This window comes from Bradyrhizobium sp. ERR14, from assembly GCF_014198235.1.
GTDB lineage: Bacteria > Pseudomonadota > Alphaproteobacteria > Rhizobiales > Xanthobacteraceae > Bradyrhizobium.
The window spans coordinates 28815-48811 of the sequence record NZ_JACIHD010000015.1 but is presented as its reverse complement, the minus strand read 5'-3'; the positions used below and the strand labels follow the sequence as shown (position 1 = coordinate 48811).

The following is a 19997-nucleotide window of genomic DNA, read 5'->3' as shown; positions in this document are numbered from 1 at the left end:
TCTGGTTCTCGAATGGGTCGCTGTGTTGAGGGCATACGTGGGACTGACTCGGATCCAGCTCCTTCTTCTCTTCCAGATTTTGAGCCAGAGCTGCGTGAGGAAGTCTGCCGAGGCCAGCTTGCATCGGCTGCGAGTCGATGTCCTTGAAACGTTACTCGAGACGCTAGCTCTGGTCCGAACAGCCGATCTGGTCGCGGCCATCGGGCTCGTGACCGCGCCGGCGTGGCGTGGAGCTCACTGTGCTCTGTTGGGATTGCTGATGGGCGCGAGGATTCGCGTGGGCCCGCCGGGCGCTGGTCGCCAAAAAGACCTGCGCGATGCTACTTCGATCCAGGCATCCGCAACACGCGCGGAATAGCCTAAACTCACAATATCATGGGGGCTGGGTTGCCGCGAGACGTTGGATTGCCGACCAGACTTGGCAAGGCCACGAACAATTCGGCTCGCATGAAAGCCGCGGCGGCGACGAACCGGCGCACGAGCGCCTCAGCTCGGAAAGACAAAATGGCGAGTTGACGCTTGCAGCCAATGCGCCACACGTGCACCACAAGGTTGGTCGCGCCTAAACAACCATATCGCGGCGAAAGCCTTCTGGTGTGGCCTGCAGGCGCAGCCGAACAAAAGGACCTAGACCGATCTGCGCAGTCGGCCGTATCGGCTCCTCCTTCCGATCCTCCGGGCCCGACGCGTTTCCAGTGAAAGTAGCGATAGATCCCAGACCATTGATGGACGGGGTTCCCGCAACGCGTACAGCTAAAAAGGCCTGAGCTATTCAAAGCGGCGGAGACCTGCTCCTGAACCACTGAATAAGTGGTGCCGCACCCGGTGCATAAAAATTAGACTATCATTAGTCTTCCTGAGTCGATCCAAAGCGGCCAGTTGGCCGCTGCAATGCCCAGAAGGAAGCGGCTCTTGGCGCTCGCGGGTTGCACCCCTGTTGCTAGTGGCAGGACGGCGATGGCTTAGGTCAGAACGCCGGGGCTGCGGTCGGCCACCAAGCTGGCGCGGAGCGTGTCATCCGTGATCTCCCTCGCCGATGATGGCCGCAGACCTCGACGCTGGGCAGGCGATTCGATCTGGCATTGTTGAAGCTGATAGCCCGCGATTCATCACGAGAGGCGCGCCCCACCTCATGTGCCGGTAACTGACGCGCTCCAATACCCAACTGCGTGATTTCGTGAACGTTGATGCGGGCGATTTTTGACGCTCTGAGGTGACCTATGTCCAAAGGTAACTGAATCCGTGCACGTATCGGCGCGCTCACGAGAAGGAGCCGTGACGACGGGCATTCTTGCAAAGTCGCGCTCGGTCATCATACCGAGAAAAAACGCGAGAACGATGCGGCGCCTGTAAGATAATCAACCGAAGGTCCGTAGATCCTCGAATGCAGCAGGCGGCACGGGTGGTGCAGAAGAGAGTTCAGCTTCCAAGCGTTGCCTTAACGAGGCATCGAAAATGTGGAATGTTTCATCGCATTATTAGATGGTGGACTTGGCGCGGCCTTATTGATCGGATGTCGCTTTGCAACGGAGCAGCAAGCGGTTGATCTACAATGTCGCGCCAAATCTGTCGTTTGTTCTCGAACGCATCAATTGATGTCGTTCGCTTCGAGCCGGCGCTGCCAATTGAAGCCGCTGCAATCAGGCCGCGCGTTTTCGGTGAGCCTGATCAGAGACCATTTGGGTTAAGCGACGGAAAGATAGGCATCGAAATAGAAGAGGATGCCAATAGACGATAGTAGATTGAAATACTCAACTATTGCGTTTGCGGGGTCTGGACCTCTAAAGATCCTCTTGCTTGATCATTGCTCGCCCGGTCGGGAGTCCAAACGTTTCGATCGCGAATGCCATCCAAGACATCTTCCTGAAAAGGAGCTCGCTTCTTGATGAATTCTGGAGAGCCGATGTGAGTGTACTCGTGTGGAAACAACCAGCCGCTGGAAACAAGCTGTCACGTCGGCGCCAATCGGCAAATAGCGCGATCGAAGCTCTTCTCGGCCGCGCCCGCTCGGAGAAGATCGCAAGACCTAACAAAAGCTTCTTTGGTGACATTCTTCTCACATCAACCGACTGTTTGTTGTCTATCCCTCAAGTTGAATGCCCGGAGCACATGCAGGGTGAGCTTGCGAGAAAGCGCAGGCTGGCTGCCGAGATCGACTTGTCCACAAGGCCCACCAAGCAGCTCAGAGGCCGCCGCACGAGGGGCTGCGATGTCTTCGGGTAACTCCATGCTTCATCTTGGCTTAAATCTTCATGGTGCCGGCGGTCATTTCGCGGCGTGGCGCTGGCCGGGCACAAATCCAAGCGCCTTTTTCGACATCGAGCACTACGTCCGCGCTGCGAAGACTGCCGAGCGGGGTCTGCTGGATGCTGTATTTCTGGCCGATACCCCTGCGATAAGTTCCGACATTGCGCGCCAACCGCCGCTTAATGGGCTCGAACCGACGCTGGTTCTCGCTGTGATTGCACGTGAAACGGAGCGAATTGGCCTGATTGCGACGGCGTCGACAACCTACAATGAACCATACAATCTCGCTCGGCGTTTCCAATCGCTTGATGTCATCAGCGGTGGCCGCGTTGCGTGGAACGCGGTCACGACGTCGAGCCCGGCGACGGTTGCAAACTTTGGCGGTCGAGAGGTCGGGCGAGCGGATCGATACAGACGCGCCGAGGACTTCGTTGAAACCGTCCGTGCTCTCTGGCTGAGCTGGAGCGGCGAGATGGTCATCGCCGATCAGGCTGCGGGAGTTTACGCAGATGCGAGTCAATTCCGCCTGCTCGACCCCAATACGAATAGTTTCGGCATCCGAGGCCCACTCACGCATCCCGCTTCGCCCCAAGGCCAGCCAGTCATCGTTCAAGCGGGTGGTTCGGATCCCGGACTACGGCTTGGTGCCCGCAGTGCAGATGTCGTGTTTGCGGCAGCTGGAGACTTGACAACGGCTTTGCAGGAGGCAGGGCGCTTGCGCGCGCTCTCTCGGCAATTCGGCCGCGCTGCAGCTCCGCTCATCCTGCCAGGCCTTGTCACCTGTATCGGAGGCACCGAGGAAGAAGCGGCTCGTCGCAAAGAAAAACTGGACGGACTGCTCGATCTGGAGCGCGCCGTCGCCTCTCTTGCACGAAGCATGGGCGTGGCGGTCGAGAAGCTTAGCCTCGAAAGGCCGATCCCGGAGGAGATTTTGCCTACTGCAGATGATGTTCCGTTTTCTGTCGGTCACCATCGCACGATTGAAACTCTGGCGCGTCAAGGTCGGACGGTTCGCGAGATCATCAGCAGCGTTCAAGCTTTTGGCCATCGCTTGCTCGTGGGTGCACCCGAGCAGATCGCGGATTCGATTGAGACATGGTTCCGCGCTGGCGCGGTCGATGGTTTCAACATCATTCCCGACGTGCTGACAGATGGCACTCAAGCGTTTGTCGACAATGTGGTGCCCATCCTGCAGAGGCGCGGGCTGTTTCGCAAAGAATATCGGGGACAGACTCTGCGAGAGCATTTCGGGATTTCCATTCCTTTCGAGCTGGCAAGTGCCACACCTAGCTCACCGCTCTGACGCTTCCTCAACACCAAATGCTCTGGAGCCTGAATATGCCTTTATCGAATTTGCGGTCAACGAGGCGCTTCACTGGCAAGCCGAACTATCCAGCAAGAAAAGTGGCGGCTACCCTTGTCGTGCTCTTGGGCCTGTCGCAATTGGTGCCCAGCATTCATGCTCAAGAAGGGTTAGCCGGCAGTGTAAAGCGAGGAGGCGTTATTCGTTACGGGCATTTTCAAGAGCCCGCTTGCCTGTTCGGGGGCTGGGTGCAGCAATGGTATCTGCAACGTCAGTACAGCGATAATCTGGTTGCGCGCACCGAGGGCGGCAACATTGTGCCATGGCTGGCCGAGTCTTGGAGCATCTCCGACGACAAAAAGGTGTACACATTCGAGATAAAGCCGAAAGTAAAGTTCACCGACGGGACTGCGCTCGACGCGCAGGCTATCGCTGACAATATCAACGGATGGCTTAGCAACGACCCCGATCTTCGCAATCCGACTGCCGCTCCCTATCTTGGCGATAGCTTCGAATCGGCAACTGCAATTGCTCCTCTGAAGTTGCAGGTCAAATTAAAGGTGCCGTTCCAGCCCTTGCTGAACGTGTTCGCCCAATCCTCACAAGGCATTCTCTCGCCATCGGCGCTCAAACGTGGACTCGCGGTCAATTGCGAGAACCCTGTCGGTTCCGGCCCATTCATTGTCGACAAGTGGCGCCATGGGCGAGAAGTCACCTTTCGCCGCAATCCCGACTACAATTCGGCCCCGGCCACCGCAAAACATCAAGGGCCGGCTTACGTTGACGGGATCACCTGGAAGTTTCTGCCAGATCAGACTGTCCGATACGGCTCGCTGATCACGGGCGAGACCGATGCCATATACGATATCCCGGCTGTCGCATGGAAGGACGCCAACTCCCGCTTTTCACTCTTGCGGCACCTTACCGGCGGCACCCCCCTGCGCTTGGCGTTGTATACGGCCCGGCCCCCATTTGACGACGTGCTCGTCCGCAAGGCCTTTGCCTATTCTACTGACCGAAGGGCCGCGGTCGACACATCCTTCCTTGGCTCTTTGCCGTTTGAGGGCAACGGGGCGCTAAGTCAGAGCTCGCCGGAATACCTGCCTGAGCTCGGCCATTCCTATGGATACGATGTTCGGAAGGCCAATCAGCTGCTTGATCAGGCGGGTTGGACTGAGCGTAATCGTAACGGCGTTCGTGTCAAGAACGGCAATCCGCTCATCGTGCGCATTTCCTATTCGAACGCTTTTCTGAAGCCGGATGGCGAGCAAGCCTTGCAAGTTATCCAGCAGCAGGCAAGGGAGGCCGGTTTTGACGTACGTCTTCAACCCACCAATCCGGCTGATTTCTTCGCCGGAAGAAACCTCGGACCCGATGATTATGAGGTCGTTCTCCTCTATTGGGTTGCCCCCGGCGCTGAGATATTCCGGATCTCGTGGAAGCCCGATCAGAACGGCGAGACCAATCGCTTCAATCCCTCACGCTATCAAGATCTGGCACTTTGGGACGTCATTCAAAAGGCGGAGCAGGAACTCAATGCGGCGCAACGTACCGCCCTCTATCAGGAGGCGGAACGGAAGATCGTGGATGAGGCTCCTGTGATTGGCCTCACGGTGCTGGACGTAACATTGGCGACCAAGCCGAACCTCAAAGACGTTTGGCTGGACCGCGGCTCGGTTGGCGAACCCGTTTTCTATGACGCTCATTTCGATGCCGAAAAGTGACGCTGTGAGGATAGTAGCCCATCATCCCATCGTTTGGTTCGCGCGCCGGATATTCTCCGGCGTGGTCGTGGTGTGGGCTGCCGCAACCTTTGCGTTCCTGATTCAATGTGTGCTCCCTGGCGACCGCGCCCAGATCATCATCAATGTGACGAGTGGCAACGTCGGGCCGGCGTCGTCGGCGGAGCTTGCAGCGATCAACGCGAAATATGGTTTTGATCAGCCGCTCGCGGTTCAATACGGCAAATACATATTGCAGATCCTGCATGGAGATCTTGGCGAGTCGTACCAGCAACATCGGCCCGTCGCAGCGATTATTGCGGAACAGATTGGCCCCACGATTGTTCTGGCCATCGCTGCGCTGCTGATCGCATGGCTTATCGCAATTCTGACAACCTTGTTCATCGCTGGCAGAGACAACATGTGGTCGAAGCTGCTCAATGACACACAAGTCTTTTTGGCAACGGTGCCGCCTTACTGGCTAGCCACAATTCTGCTTGTGCTCTTTGCGGTAAAGCTAGGCATTTTTCCGGTGATCGGGGGAAATTCGCCGATTGGGCTCGTTCTGCCGACACTTGCGTTGGCTCTTGAACTATCGGGCTTTTTCGGACAAGTCGTTCAGAACGAATTCACGCGCGTGCTCGAGCAGCCGTTCGTTACATCCGCAAGGGCGCGGGGTATGAGTGATTTCGGCGTCAGGCTTCGCCATGTCCTCCGCCATGCCGCATTGCCCGGCATTACTTTATCCGGTTGGGCGCTCGGCAAACTTCTTTCGGGCGCGATTTTGATCGAGATGGTTTTCGCCCGTCAAGGCCTAGGTGGCGTCCTTGTCGCTGCGACGTCCTCGCGAGACGTTCCAATTGTCTCGGGAGCTGTTTTGATCTCCGCGGCCCTATTCGTCCTTGCCAGTATCATTGTCGATCTGACTTACCGGGTAGTCGATCCGAGGGTCAAGTTGACATGAGCATGTTCGCCGAAGTCACCTTGTCTCGGCCGCTCAGAGAACTCCTAGCGATCGTGCGTCATGTCCCCTTTCGAATTGCGGTCTGTCTTATCATCTTTGGCGTCTTTGTCCTCGCAGCCATGGCGCCAAAGGTGCTGCAGACGCACGATCCGCTTGCTATTGATTTGAGATCGGCATTGCAGTCTCCGTCGATCGCTCACTGGTTTGGAACTGATCAATTGGGTCGAGATCTTTACTCTCGCGTGGTCGAGGGCGCAGGCCAATCCTTGGCTATCGGACTTGGCGCGACAGCGCTGAGCATGTCCGTTGCAATGGCCATCGGCGGCGCCGCTGCACTTTCTGGCGGTTTATTAGACAGCATTCTCAGCAGAATTATTGACGTGCTCCTCGCAATTCCCACGCTCTTGCTCGCTCTTGTGTTCGTGACAGTTTTTGGGACGTCAGTATTGACTGAAGTCGTAGCTGTCGGAATCGGAACAGCGCCAGGCTATGCGCGCATGATCAGGGGCCAGATGCTTTCCATCAAAGGGGCAGGCTATGTGGAGGCCGCTAAGGTGCTGGGCCATCCATTTCCCCGTATTGTCTGGAGGCATATTCTTCCCAACGTCATGAACCCGCTGACGGCAATGATGACGATCGGCGTAGGACAGGCGATTATATGGGCCTCCGGTCTTGCTTTTCTAGGACTCGGCGTCGCCCCCCCGGCGCCTGAATGGGGCGCGCTGCTCAATGCCGGGCGCAATTATGTAATCTACGCCTGGTGGCTGGAGATCATACCCGGTTTGGCAGTTACGGCGTTTGCTCTCAGCCTCACCATCATCGGGCGCCATCTACAGGACCGTCTGGAAGGACAAAGATGAATGTCGCAGGATCGCCCCCAGCCTGTCCCGCAGCAGCCAGACCTCCTCAGGGTCGAATCGCTGCGTGTTTCCTTCGGGCGCGGCATCGCCGAGAACACGGTCGTGCGCAGCATATCGTTCTCCCTCCGACCGGGACAGTGTCTTGCGATTGTCGGTGAATCCGGCTCGGGCAAGAGCGTGACTGCGCGGTCTCTCATAGGCCTTGCTGGTCGCTACGCCAATGTTCATGCACGCAAGCTAAGCTTCGACGGGATGGACCTAATCGGCCTTAGCGATCGTGCCTGGCGGCGCATCCGCGGCACCGAGATTGGCTTTGTATTACAGGATGCACTCGTCTCGCTTGACCCGCTTCGCCGGATTGGCAAAGAGGTTGGTGAAGGCTTGCTCCTCCACGGTGCGGTATCATCACGCGAGGAGCTCGCGCAGCGCGTCATTGCTCTCCTTAAGCTCGTCGGTGTCCCTGAGCCCGAGACCAAGGCCGAGCAGCTGCCGCATCAGTTATCCGGCGGCCAGCGTCAACGGGCTCTCATCGCTTCGGCACTTGCACTCGATCCGCGCATCCTGATCGCAGACGAACCGACGACCGCGCTCGATGTGACAGCGCAAGCTCATGTGCTGGCACTGCTCGAGGAGACCAAAACGAGGGGCAAGGCTCTGATCCTGATCAGTCACGATCTGGCAGTGGTCTCCCGCGTGGCGGATGAGATCCTCGTCATGCGAGGAGGCGAGGTCGTCGAACGCGGCACCGCTGCCCAGATATTCAGAGATCCGCGACACCCCTATACTCGTCAGCTGCTGGACGCCGTGCCATCAGGCCGGCCGCGCGGCTCACGCCTCTCACCATCATCAACTATTGTGCGTTCGCCCCTGCAGCAAATGCAGCTACCCCTACAATCGCTGCCGAAATCTCGCCCCATCCTGCTCGAAGCGACAAGTCTGGTGAAGCGCTTCAAGGGCCCCGATGGCACTTTACGGGCGGCTGTGGACGACGTCTCCTTCGAACTGCGATCCGGCGAGACTTTGGGCATCGTGGGTGAGTCCGGATCAGGAAAGTCAACGATGGCGCGCATGGTCCTGGCCCTCGACGAGCCTGACGAGGGAGCCGTTCAGCTTGCAGGCCGGCCTTGGACCAGGCTCGCCGAGCGCGAACGGAGGGCTCGGCGGCGGTCGCTATCGATCATCTACCAGGATCCTCTTGGCTCGTTTGATCCACGTTGGACGGTCGGGCGCATCATATCCGACAGCCTTTCGAGCGATGTTGAGACACGGCGCAAGCGGCAGGAGCGCGTTATCGAGCTGCTCGATCTGGTCGGGCTATCCCAGGCCTTGCTGGACCGACGACCGCTCGAGCTCTCGGGCGGTCAGCGCCAGCGCGTTGCGATCGCCCGCGCGATTGCACCAAATCCTGCCGTAATCGTCTGCGATGAGCCGGTTTCGGCGCTCGACGTCTCGATCCAGGCCCAGGTCTTGGACCTGCTCGGCTATCTGAGGGACCACCTCGGCGTAAGTTATCTCTTCATCTCGCATGATCTCAGTGTTGTTCGTCATATCAGCGATCGCGTCATAGTTATGCGTCGGGGGAGAATTGTCGATAGTGGCGTCACTGACGAGATATTTCGTAATCCACAGTCTGAATATACCAAGAGCCTTATCGCCGCCATGCCGCGTCTTATGCGCGACCACAAGATAGGTCATTCAGCTACCATCCTCGAAGAAGGCATCGCATGAACGGCTTCGAATTCGATCCTTTATCATAAAATTGTCTATCTCCGATCGCGGGGGCATTCGCCTTTGCGCACCGAGTTGGTCACGATTGCGCGCTCGTTCATTGAATCGACCAGGACAGTTTGTGGCGCGGGTTCCAACTAGATGACGGACCGGCGCGCCGAGCAGGGCTAGCCGAGTTCGAACACTCGCTAACCGAGAGGTCGGCGTTCCGCAAATATCGAATTGCATCGATTGAGTGCCCGCAAGGAGACTAACGGCTCTTGCTCTCCTGCTAACGAGCTCGGAATTTTCGCTTTCGCGATACCCTTGCGATCATGGTGCGGTCCCTGACAACGAAAGCGTGTTTGTCAGATTCAAAACATTCGGCGTCAATATCGATTTCATGACGCCTATTCAGCCCCTTGCTTCCGACTGATGCGCGGCTGGCACGGTCGTTGCTATCGGATAACGAGGTAACGCCGCGTAAGGGCTGAGTGCAGCCCTAGATGACGATCACTTTTCCGCCCGGAAGCCGTGGGTCCATTGAGAAAGAGGCAAGACCTTGAAGTTTTCGCATTCGGTTTGATGGAGAGCGATTTGGCATTTGCCTATAAGAGCGGACGAGACAAACCGCAACTTCTGGACATTATCGACACTGTCAAACGACCGTTGCGTGGTCAGCGTTGCCGGGCTCGGTGAACAATCTCAGCGAGCGGCAGTGGGGGCGCATGACTAGAATTCGGCTGACGTGCTCAACTGTGCCGGCTGCGGAGGTCATTGACACGATAGGCGCCTCATCGACGCATCGTGTCGCCATTTCGCCGACGAGTTCGCCACAAGTCGTATAGCGTACCTCCAAGGCGGAGCAAAGAGAGGTCAACAACAGGCCCCCAAATAATCCGGGCAATACGGAATCGTCGTCATGTCGCAAACGATCGGCGCTGATAGCAGGTGCACCGCGAATGAAGAGGCAGAGGACTGGTCAGATCCGAAACATAATCTTTCATCAGATGGCGACTTTGTTCGGTACTGGAGCCGAGCTGCCGATCGGTTGCGCGCGGTGGCCGCCGTCGGGAGGCGAACCGAAGAGGCGATCAGAAGGACCGGGACTGGCTTGCAGCTATCCTCCGAGAACTTTAACGGTCACGACCTGTCAGATTTCCCGTTGCGACGCTGTACCCTCAATCGTGCGCAGCTCTACGGAGCAAAGTTGGATCGGGCAGACCTTTCTGGGGCGAATCTTATCTGTCCGGGGCTAGAAAGGGCAAGTTTCCTCGGGGCCAAGCTCGATTTTGCGTATATGCATGCGATTGCAGCGCAGGTCTGTAACTTCGATGATGCCAGTCTGCGCAATGTAATTGATGCAACAGGCAGCTTGTTTCACGGTTGCAGCATGAAAAGAACACGCTTTGACAACGCCATGCTCAGCGGGCTTCTCGCTTACCAATGCGATGCGAGTGATGCTGTATTTGATGGCGCGGAATTACAGGGTTCGACCATCAACGAATGCTTCCTGCCTTCCGCTTCCTTCCGCTTTGCCAAGCTGAGCCAAGTCACGATCACGAAGGCGTATCTGGCGGATTGCTCGTTCTTCCAGTCAAAGGGGGACTGTTTATCGATCGTGCGTCCCACCTCGGTCGACGGTCTTGTCCTGGAAGGCGCTCATCTTCCGTATCTGAGACTCTCAAAGGTGAGCGGCCGCATTGCGGCGAGAGCCCTGAACGCTCCATTCGCTGATCTTCACCTGTCAAATCTTTCAAGTGCGGAGCTTGAGCAGGCAGACTTGAGCCAGGCGCGGCTTCTGTCCGTAAGCTTGTCCAACGCGAACCTCGTCGGGGCTGTGTTGAACGGTGCCTCTATTCACTCCTGTCAGTTCGATGGAGCGGACCTGTCTCGGGTATCAGGCGAAAGCATTTCGATAACAGAGAGTACAATGCGAGCCGCCAAATTGACGGGCTTTCGTGGCCGCTGCGCCTTTGTGCGCGACTGCGATCTTGAACATGCAGACTTGTCCCAGGCTTACCTCTACCGGTCGATGATTACCGGTGATCCTCCTCAATCGATGGCATTGGATCACGCAAATCTCGAAGGGTCCAATCTCGTTCAGGCATATCTCGCCGCGGGAATGACCCACAGCAACCTGGAGGCAGCGCGCGTCGCATACGTTCGCATGAACCAATCGTCCTTGCGTGACGCGAACCTGAGTGGGATATCGCCGTTCCAGGCCAGCTTCGTAAAGGTCGACTTTTCGGGCGCGAAGATAACCACATTCGAGCCACCGTTTTTTGCAGACCGATGTCGGGGACTGCAGGCCGCTTTGAAGGCGGATCAGCCGCCCGAGCCATCAAGCTATCTGGCTGAATTCTCATCGCTGATCAGACGTGGTCGAGAAGGGTCAACCTGACTGCTTTGGAAACCGCAAAAGGGAAGCGACTACAGTGTCCGTGAGCTTAGAACGTGTTGGTGCGGTGGCCGAGCTGTGAGCGAGCGCTATAGCTCTTTGGCGCTCGTTGGCATTCGCGACAGATACGAGACGCAGGGCAGACCTTCTGCGAGCCTACCGATCAAATCGCTCTTTTGGCGTTCAAAGAGACTGGAGTAGGAAAATGCATCTGACATGTCTTTCCGCAGGTAAAGCGTTCATCCGGGAGGTGGCGAGAACAGGGCAGACTATCGGCACGGTACATACTCTCGGCGCCCTGCATCTCGGGCATGCAGAACTGATCAGAAGGGCGGCATCGGAGAATGACGTCGCGATCGTCACAGTCTATCCGAACAAGATCCAGCTTAGACCAGGTGGGAGCTACGATTTCAATTTGGACGAGGATATTGGACTTGCATTGCGTTCGGGAGCAACTGCCGTGATTTCCTCGAACGACACCGAAATGTTTCCGCCTGGCTATCGAACCTTTGTATCGCAAGGCGACTGTCATTTGCGTTTAGGGGGGCCTGTGGCGTATTTGAAGGAAGCCGTTACCGGGGCGGTCCGCTGGATCTGCTATGCAAGGCCAACTCGCAGCTACTTCGGCCTGAAAGATATCGGTCAGGCGATCCTGGTGAAGCGCGCCGTCGCAGACCTCCTTCTGGATTGCGAGATAAGGTTTGTGCCGACCGTGAGATACAAGAACGGAGTGCCCATTTCGTCGCGTTTGAGGCGATTTAGCCGTTCCCAGCTTGATGAGCTGTCTTGTCTTTTCACGGCACTCAACCATTCGAGGAAAGCGATCGCCCAAGGGGTATCTAGGGTGAAGGATCTGGTCGCGTCGGCCACATCTCAGATCAAGTTCCGACACTTTAAACTCGATTTTGTTCGAATCGTCGGCGCTGACAACTTCGAAGACCTAGAGCAAGTCAAGCTCCCTTTCATAATTGTAGGAGCGGCAACGGCTCATGGTCTCAGGATCTTCGATAATATCTACGTTCCAGATCAGGATACTCTCATGAAGGGTCCTTCGGATATCTGGGTCGATCTGCCTGAACAGTCCTAGCCAGACGATTATTCATCCATGACCTTGGAAAGCTATCCGCTCCGGCCGTATCCCAAGGCGAGGGGCAACTTATGAAGGCGTACTCGGCTTGATGTTGCCTCCAGCGCATAGCCATCTCTAACCAGCGCTGAGAGCGCTCGCTGATCCATTGAGTAGATCGAGTTGGAAAGTCAATGCGATCGTTACTGCCCGACATGGTAGGGCGAGGCTAGCTGCACTGTGAGGTAGCCTGGTCGAGCGGACCGTCGCAGCCAAGCGCTGCGGCAGCTCGAAGCGATGAATCGCGCCACACCGTAAACTCTCGAGAGCAGAATCTGCAGAGATGATCATGCCAAGGCGATCGGAAGATTATAGGGCTGAGGATTCGTGTGTTATCCCGCTGAGCAAGCTGGATGTAAGCGAGGGCAAGCGCTTTCAAGACGACAGCATGTGGGCTTGCTTTGAGCGGTTGCGAAAGGAAGATCCCGTTCACTACTGTCAAGACAGCGCTCATGGTCCATATTGGTCCGTAACGAAATACCGGGATATCGTAGCCGTAGACACAAACCACAAAGCGTTCTCGTCAAAAGAAGGTGTCACTATTGCCGACGTGCCTGGCGAGCACTGGACCCCGAGTTTCATCAAGATGGGGCCTCCCAAGCACGCCGAGCAGCGCAATACCGTGAGCCCGATCGTCGGACCGGAAAGCTTGACGAAGCTCGAAAGCTTGATCCGGTCTCGGGTGAGGGCGATTCTCGCGGGCCTGCCGCGCAATGAGGCCTTCAACTGGGTGGATATGGTCTCCATAGAGTTGACGACGCAAATGCTCGCCACGCTGTTCGACTTTCCATTTGAGGATCGGCGACTGCTGACCTATTGGTCAGACGTCGCGGTTACAGCTCCGAAAGCAGACCATGCAATCGACAGCTGGGACAAGCGAAGCAACATCTTGTCCGAGTGCCTGAACTATTTCACCAGGCTTTGGAACGAGCGCATCAAAGCCGAGCCGCGCCTCGACTTGATTTCCCTGATGGCGCATTCGCCCGCCACCCGCCAGATGGAGCCGAGTGAGTTTCTCGGAAATCTGATTCTGCTGATCGTTGGGGGCAATGACACCACGCGCAACTCAATTACCGGCGGCCTGCTGTTCATGAATCAGTACCCCTCCGAACTGCGAAAGCTAGTTGACAATCCCAAGCTGGTCTCGAGCGCCGTGTCCGAGATTATTCGGTACCAGACGCCAATCGCACATATGCGCCGTACCGCCGCGATCGACAGCATCGTAGGCGGAAAACAGATCAGGAAAGGCGACAAGGTCGTCATGTGGTACATCTCCGGTAACAGGGACGAAGAGATCATTGAGAACGCCAACAATTTCGTGATCGATCGCAAGAATGTGAGGCAGCATCTCTCGTTTGGATTCGGCATCCATCGCTGTCTTGGTCGACATCTTGCGGAACTGCAGCTGAGGGTCCTCTGGGAGGAGATTTTGGATGCGGAATTGTGGTTCGAGGTTGTCGGCGAACCCGAGCGGATCGCGTCTAACTTCGTGCACGGCTATTCCGCTCTCCCCGTGCGGATTGCAGCCTAGCCCCTGATTGCTCCGCTCGCGCAGAGGGCAGGCGGCGGGGCAGGCTTGTCCTGAACCATCTTTGGTTTCTGCAAGCAGCGCAGCACTGGCGTTTGGGGGCGACTCGACTCAGACGGCGTGGACGGAGCCACCAGCAGAGGGGCAAGACTTCTACTGAATCGGGTCGAGGCCATGGCATCTCAGCTGCGGTCGCGTCTCGGCTGCTTACACCGACGCAGTTACCCGCATCGCTCTCTTCAGCAACATTGGAGCTCCGATGGAAATGGAACTCCAGGCGATCCGCTTTCTGGTGCATCCGCAAGAACGCTTTTGGTCAGCTAGTCGTCAGTCACGCGGTCTATCCAGACGGGCTGCACATTCGCGACTTTTATCGGAGACGAAGCATGACGGGGATTGGTCGAGCTGGCACATCGGAGGGGTGGGCCGCAGGAGGCGACAGCACCGGGGACGTAAGCCGTTCGAGCCTGGAACCCAGGTCTTTACCGGGAGGACGCAACCAATCCTTCGATGCCGTGATGGAGCGGATGCGCTCTGGGCCTCAAGACAGAACCGCGGCGCTTGGCAACCCAAAGTCGGATGGGGCGCCGCCAACGCGGGACGAGATCAAGGCAGCAAGGCGAAAAATGACCAGCCTGCTTGAGGAGCTTGAAACCAGCCGCCGAGCGGCGACGCACCCCCAGAACTTGGAACAGGCGCAAGAGCTGATCGATGAGGTCATCAAAGCAGGCTCAACAGTTCTGGAGTACTACGCGGATCTGCCTCCCAATTTGGCGCGTCGCATTCTGCCCGACGATCGGGCTCGCCGGCTCCGCGATGACACGTTGGACGCCGCCGATGAATGTAACGCAGTGGCCACCCGGATTGTCCACGAGCTGGAGAAGAAAAGAAAGGAAGCATTAGGTTGGCTCGAGAGGATCAAAGGCGCCGGTACGCCCGCCCAGGTGAGCGGCTCGTTTAAAAGCGTGGCGAACCGCTATGCAGCCCACATGGAATGGTGGGGCAAGAAGGTGTTGCGCTTGGAGCGGATGCAGTCTGTCTGTGTGGCTACTGCCAGCTTGCCAAGCAGCACGCCCGAGATGCGCAAGGCCGAAGAGGCCGCACTAAGACTGCGTACCGGCTGGTCTCTCAATACGAGGTGCGTGTATCTGCAAACGCGGATCGCTCTCGTGGAGCTCTTGATTGACTCGCGAGCGAGCACGCTCGACCCGGACGTGCGCGATGCCCTGATGGACGAGAGCGGGCGGGTGCGTCTGCTCGGGACCTTCATCGGGGATGTTTTTCCGGCATTCGTTTCCACGTGCGACGCCGTTCTGCACCGCCATGGAGCAGTGCTCGACGCGGAGCATCGCGCAGTTCTGGAAGGAGTCATGGAGAGGCTTTCGGAATTTGCATCCGGGCTGAGCGGCATGGTTGCCAGCCTGAGGCAGGTCGGAACGGGAGCTGAAGTTCCCCTGCAGTTGCTGGACGAGATCGTGGAAGGGGCGTGGGTGACCGCGAACGAGGTCATGCGGTTGCTGGCATTGCAGCCAACTACGCCAGCCACGATTGAATCGCCGGCTTGGGCTGCGCTGCCGGAAAATACCGCCATGGTGGGCGAAAGCAGTGCAGCGCGCAGAAAGGGCAAAGGAAGGCGCGCAGCGGCCGCAGGCGAGGGGAGTTCGACGGCCCGCCCGCCCGAGCCGCAAGTCGCCAGGCCCGATGCGGCCACGGCCCCGACCGGCAAGGTTATCGTGCTCTCGGACCTCGGTACCAAAAAACTCGCGACCGCGGAGGAGGCACGCGCGAGGGCGTCAACCTCTGCTACCGAGCACCTCCAGATGTGGCAGGCTCCGCCCTCCAGGAAAGCACTGTCGGGATTACTCGAGCGACTTGACGAGCTGCTGCAATTTGATCTGCCGGCTCAGCAAAGTGCCGTCTCGCAAGCGCGCCAGATGAAGCCCGAGGATGCCGACCACGTCTTGGATCTCGTCATTGGGCGCTTGCAGACGCAGGCCGCCGAGATTGAGGCCTGTGTAGCCGCGCTGGAGGAGCCTCGCCGACGTGGCCTGCTCACGCCTGCGCAAGTGCTCGAAGTGCACGAAAAAATACTCCGGCTCAAGGCGATGTGGTCTGAGGTGCAGGGACAGGCAAACTCATTGAAAACGCGGAAGGCAGCAATCACGAGCGATTGCATGAAGACGTACCCGTTTCCATCGCAAAAGTATCTCGAACAGCTGCGCGCGGCGGGGGAGCTGGATTCAATGGGTCCGCCGCAAGCGTTGAAGGGAGAGCCAGGTAAGCTATTCGAGATCAAGCTGCAGCCCAAGGCGCTGCGCACCGGCGCGATGCCAAGGCCGATGTGGGTGCACATCCATACCGAGCAGCCGGTTCATGCCTGGCAATTGGCAACGCTGGGCGATCGCGAATTCGCCGCCTGCCACGTGAAGTCCGACGAGCAGCGCGGATACAATCAGCATTGGCAGAACGCTCGAGCCGCCAAGGGTCACGAGAATGTCGTGATCCACCGCGGCAAGCTCACTCCTGGGTTCTGTAGGTCCTTGTTGAGCACCGCCGCTGGCCGGCCGTGGCAGCCGCTTCCCGATCCGGAGCACGTTTCAGCGCAGATGGCTCGACTGGGGATCTAGTGAGCTGGTTGCCGTGCGGCGCTGAGCCGTTCGGTGGCAGCGTTCATGCCTCCAGACCGGCGCGGCGGATTGCCTGAGCAGCGCCGAGCCCATCTTACAAAAGGCATGTTGCGAACATCGGCACCCATGCGAGAAGTTAGGCCGCTGAGTATTGCAGATGGAAAACATGTACCTGATGCCGGCGGCGATCCGCCGGATGTAACAGTGCTTTCGCCTGTCTGCCCGCGGCAAACTGGCGCGCACACCGTCGGCGGAGCTTCAACGGATCGCGGATGGTTCGGTGGCACGGGAGCTGAGCATCATGGCCGCTTTGACGAATCAAGCCGGGCGGTGCACAACAACGCCGCCTGTTTGCTACTTTTGCATAAGGCTGCGACGGTCCCAGCATCAAGCCTCCTTGGCCCCCAAAGATGCTGGGGCTCGTCGTTCTTCCTGCAGCGTCTCTGCAGCCCAGGCGAACAAGACAATGGGTAAGTGATCTTCGCAGTCTTCGTACTCGCTGATGAACATCGCCCCCAAGTGTGACGCAGGCGCGTTCGGGAAGCGCATGTGCAGGACCATGCAAACCGACTGTCGCCTTGCTCGACGATACAAGCCGGATTCCAGAAAACGCTGTACTCGAGTGCCTCCCAGACATGCATCGACCACTCCGTGGCTCGTCCAGCGTTCGATCAAGCTGATTGCAGGTTCCGGGCGGGCTAACATTGAGCCGTACGGTGATGTCCGGACTTATCCATTCCCTAGATAGATCTGATCAAGAAAATCAATTTTACCGCTTACAGCGTCGTCGTATAGACCCGAGGACGGTTGGGGCCAACCTAGGGAAGCGATTTCTCGGATGAAAAAGTCTGTGTTAGTGACGGCGAGCGCCCTCGCGCTTGCAACTGCGGCGGTGCCTCCTTTTGCTGCAAAAGTTGCCGCGCAGCCGGCTGCCGGCAGGGTGGAGGTAGCCGATACATCATATCCTCAGTGCGCGGACGACCCGTTGGATGGTATCTGCGACCTGTTCTTCTGTTTGACCGATCCCTCGTGCGTGCGACACTGAGGACCGAAAACAAGTCAAGCAGAGAACGAGGATTGAGCCTCGTGCGGCCGCTTGCTCCGACAGCGGCCGCGTCCTCATGGCGTACGGTTAAACTGGCAGACGGTGCAAGCGGCGCCATCTTAATTCTCTTAAGATGATCAAAGCGATTGCTCACTTTCAGCCAGTCTGTGACTACCGCCGCGCGCAGCCGCCGCATCGGCGTAGGTTGGGTAAACGGGAAAAGTCGTTTTAGATCGCGACGTTGTGTTCCGATGCGAGCCACAGCTCGATCTCAAACTCGTCGAATTTCTATTGCTTTTCCCTGCCACGCTCATAGCGCCCCTTCGGTTCGATGGTTCGCATTGATTTCGGACGTCATTGTTCCCGCTATGCCTAGGGTAGCCGTCGTGGCGTTACGAACGTTCGTTTATGGTTAGGCGTAAAATTGAGGGGCGCCGTCTCCGGCATCATGAGCATGGCAAAGAGCCCGGCCGTGCTAGCGAAAAGCATGTACCAGGCGGGCACGAGTGCGCTTCCGGTAAGGTGGATCAGCCAGGTGACGATCGGTTGAGCTGTGCCTCCGAAAATCGCTATCGCAAAAGCGTAAATCGTCGCGAAGGCGCCACCACGAATGTTCCTGGGCAAACCTTCGGCCATGCTCACGTAGAAGGCGCTATACGGAATCGTTCCGATCAGGGTGAGGGCGCCGAGACCTCCTAGAAGTGCGAAGGCACTGCGGCTCTCTGCAATCCACAAGAATACCGGATAGGTGATCAGCAATGCAGTGACCTGCGGCCATATCATGATGCGACGACGACCTACGCGGTCGGCGAGTAGGCCGCCCAGCAGTGCTGCAGCAATTCCGACCACATTGCTGATGAGCGTGGCACCAAAGGCGAGCGGCGCGGAAACGTGGAGGGTGTTCATCGCGTAGGTGGTCATATATCCCGTAACATAAGTCGTGATCGTGCAGCTGGCCAAGATGACAAATCCCAAGCTCATGATGCGGCGATCGGCACGCGATTGGCCTCCTGGCTGGGTGACCAGAACGTGCGCCTCGGGCCGGTGCAACGTTTCGGGTAAGACGCTCCGCAACCAAAGTCCAAACGGCAACGTAGCGGCGCCGAGCAACAGCGCGATCCGCCATCCGTACGCATTGAGCGCTTCGCTTGTCATGGTGAGCGAGAGTATTTCTCCAATCAACGCTCCGGCCGTCGCAGCTATCTGCTGGCTCGCGGGCTGAAAGGAGACAGCAAGACCGCGCGCGTCAGCGGGGGCCGCTTCCATCAAGTAGGCGGTCGTCGGACCCACTTCACCTCCGAGAGCAAAGCCTTGCAGCAAGCGTGCGAAGACGACCAGTGACGGAGCGGCAAGTCCTATCGTCTCATACGACGGCGTGATAGCTAACAATAGGACCGCGGCACTCATCATGGTAAAGCTGGCGGTCATCGCGGGCCGTCGGCCGGCCCGATCCGAATACGAGCCGAGTACGATGGCCCCGATCGGTCTGGTCACAAAACCTGCGCCGAAGGTTGCGAGTGACAGCATGAGGCTAGCGAACGAGTCGGTTGCCGGGAAGAACGCTTGGCCGATCTGTATCGCGAAAAAGCTGTAGGTCCCGAAGTCGTAGAATTCGAGAATATTGCCGATGGTTGCGCCCAACACGGCGCGGCTCGTCAAGCGTTCGTCTGCGGGATCGAGGACAGGCTCCAGCCTCTCTCGAGTAGATTGCCCCGACATCCTCGACCTAATCTGAAGCGCGATCCCTGACCCAAACATTTTGGCCAGGTAGGTCGCGCTGTTGCATTCCACTTGCCGAACTCGTCCCTCACGGCCATTGAGCCAGTCAACATGGAGGCTGAAGCGTGTCACGACGAAGCTCACCGTAACGTCTGCAATAAGAATGCCTGTCTCTGCGCCACCATTTAGCCCTTGATCTAATGGTTGGCCTGGCCGGCAAAGACAAATATGCGAACCTGCTGCAGTTGCCCGTCGCCGCAGACATTGCGCGGCTGTGGCGACTTTGCGACAAATTGGCGGACGCCGAACACGATTGACCACGACTCGAGCCATTTCAGCGTCGCCTGGTTGCGTCCACAGCTTAAGGAGCAGTGGGCCACGCCCCTCAGCGCCAGGCGCCTGCCGCCACTCAAGGCGCCTGCGGCGGTTTCTCGCGCGCGTGCAAGATCACCATTTATAGGTGGTCCACCTACGGCCGCGGCCGGGTCGCCAGCGAGCGCGCGACCCGTCTGCTCAGGGGCCGCTCGCATCTGGCGACGATCAAGACCCAGACCGTCCGTCATCCGTGCGTTTGACGCCGCTCGCCGTGCATCTCGGCTATCTCGGGCGCGAGAGCGTCACCGGGAGGGGACAAGGCGCGGGCGTATTCGGCCCCGAGGCCGATCTCAAGTCGTTCGGTGAGCGCTGCCAAAATTTCAGAGTCGTACATCTTGGTCAACCACTTGGGGAGCTGTTAACGCAAATGAGTG

11 protein-coding genes are annotated in these 19997 nt (G+C 58.0%); 10 read left to right on the top strand and 1 reads right to left on the bottom strand.

Annotated elements, in window-relative coordinates:
• Positions 1-1797 precede the first annotated feature (1797 nt).
• From GGD62_RS29955 to GGD62_RS29910, 10 genes are all read left to right on the top strand, one after another.
• Positions 1798-2223 (top strand): hypothetical protein, encoded by a 426-nt coding sequence (locus tag GGD62_RS29955; protein ID WP_183711744.1) that lies wholly within the window; start codon positions 1798-1800, stop codon positions 2221-2223.
• Positions 2210-3550: an NtaA/DmoA family FMN-dependent monooxygenase gene (locus GGD62_RS29950; RefSeq protein ID WP_183711742.1), complete on the top strand. Its 1341-nt coding sequence runs from the start codon at positions 2210-2212 to the stop codon at positions 3548-3550. The genes GGD62_RS29955 and GGD62_RS29950 overlap by 14 nt, the downstream gene beginning before the upstream one ends.
• A gap of 17 nt (positions 3551-3567) precedes the next feature.
• The gene (locus GGD62_RS29945; RefSeq protein ID WP_183711740.1) at positions 3568-5274 is read left to right on the top strand and encodes an ABC transporter substrate-binding protein; all 1707 of its coding nucleotides are present in this window, start codon (positions 3568-3570) and stop codon (positions 5272-5274) included.
• Positions 5246-6235: an ABC transporter permease gene (locus GGD62_RS29940; protein WP_183711738.1), complete on the top strand. Its 990-nt coding sequence runs from the start codon at positions 5246-5248 to the stop codon at positions 6233-6235. The genes GGD62_RS29945 and GGD62_RS29940 overlap by 29 nt, the downstream gene beginning before the upstream one ends.
• Positions 6232-7095 carry an ABC transporter permease gene (locus tag GGD62_RS29935; protein ID WP_183711736.1) on the top strand — a complete coding sequence of 288 codons (864 nt, stop codon included), beginning with the start codon at positions 6232-6234 and terminating at the stop codon, positions 7093-7095. Before GGD62_RS29940 ends, GGD62_RS29935 begins: the two co-directional genes overlap by 4 nt.
• Positions 7096-8823 carry an ABC transporter ATP-binding protein gene (locus GGD62_RS29930; RefSeq protein WP_183711734.1) on the top strand — a complete coding sequence of 576 codons (1728 nt, stop codon included), beginning with the start codon at positions 7096-7098 and terminating at the stop codon, positions 8821-8823.
• Between the two features lie 901 nt (positions 8824-9724).
• A complete protein-coding gene (locus GGD62_RS29925) occupies positions 9725-11206 on the top strand; it encodes a pentapeptide repeat-containing protein (RefSeq protein ID WP_183711732.1) in 1482 nt (493 codons plus the stop codon).
• 202 nt (positions 11207-11408) lie between these two features.
• Positions 11409-12290 carry a pantoate--beta-alanine ligase gene (locus GGD62_RS29920; protein WP_183711730.1) on the top strand — a complete coding sequence of 294 codons (882 nt, stop codon included), beginning with the start codon at positions 11409-11411 and terminating at the stop codon, positions 12288-12290.
• Positions 12291-12618: 328 nt separating this feature from the next.
• Positions 12619-13860, top strand: a complete 1242-nt coding sequence (locus tag GGD62_RS29915; RefSeq protein WP_183711728.1) for a cytochrome P450 — start codon at positions 12619-12621, stop codon at positions 13858-13860.
• Between the two features lie 383 nt (positions 13861-14243).
• Positions 14244-16484: a hypothetical protein gene (locus tag GGD62_RS29910; RefSeq protein WP_183711726.1), complete on the top strand. Its 2241-nt coding sequence runs from the start codon at positions 14244-14246 to the stop codon at positions 16482-16484.
• A gap of 1417 nt (positions 16485-17901) precedes the next feature.
• Here the strand turns inward: GGD62_RS29910 and GGD62_RS29905 are convergent.
• A complete protein-coding gene (locus GGD62_RS29905) occupies positions 17902-19248 on the bottom strand; it encodes an MFS transporter (RefSeq protein WP_183711835.1) in 1347 nt (448 codons plus the stop codon).
• Positions 19249-19997 lie beyond the last annotated feature (749 nt).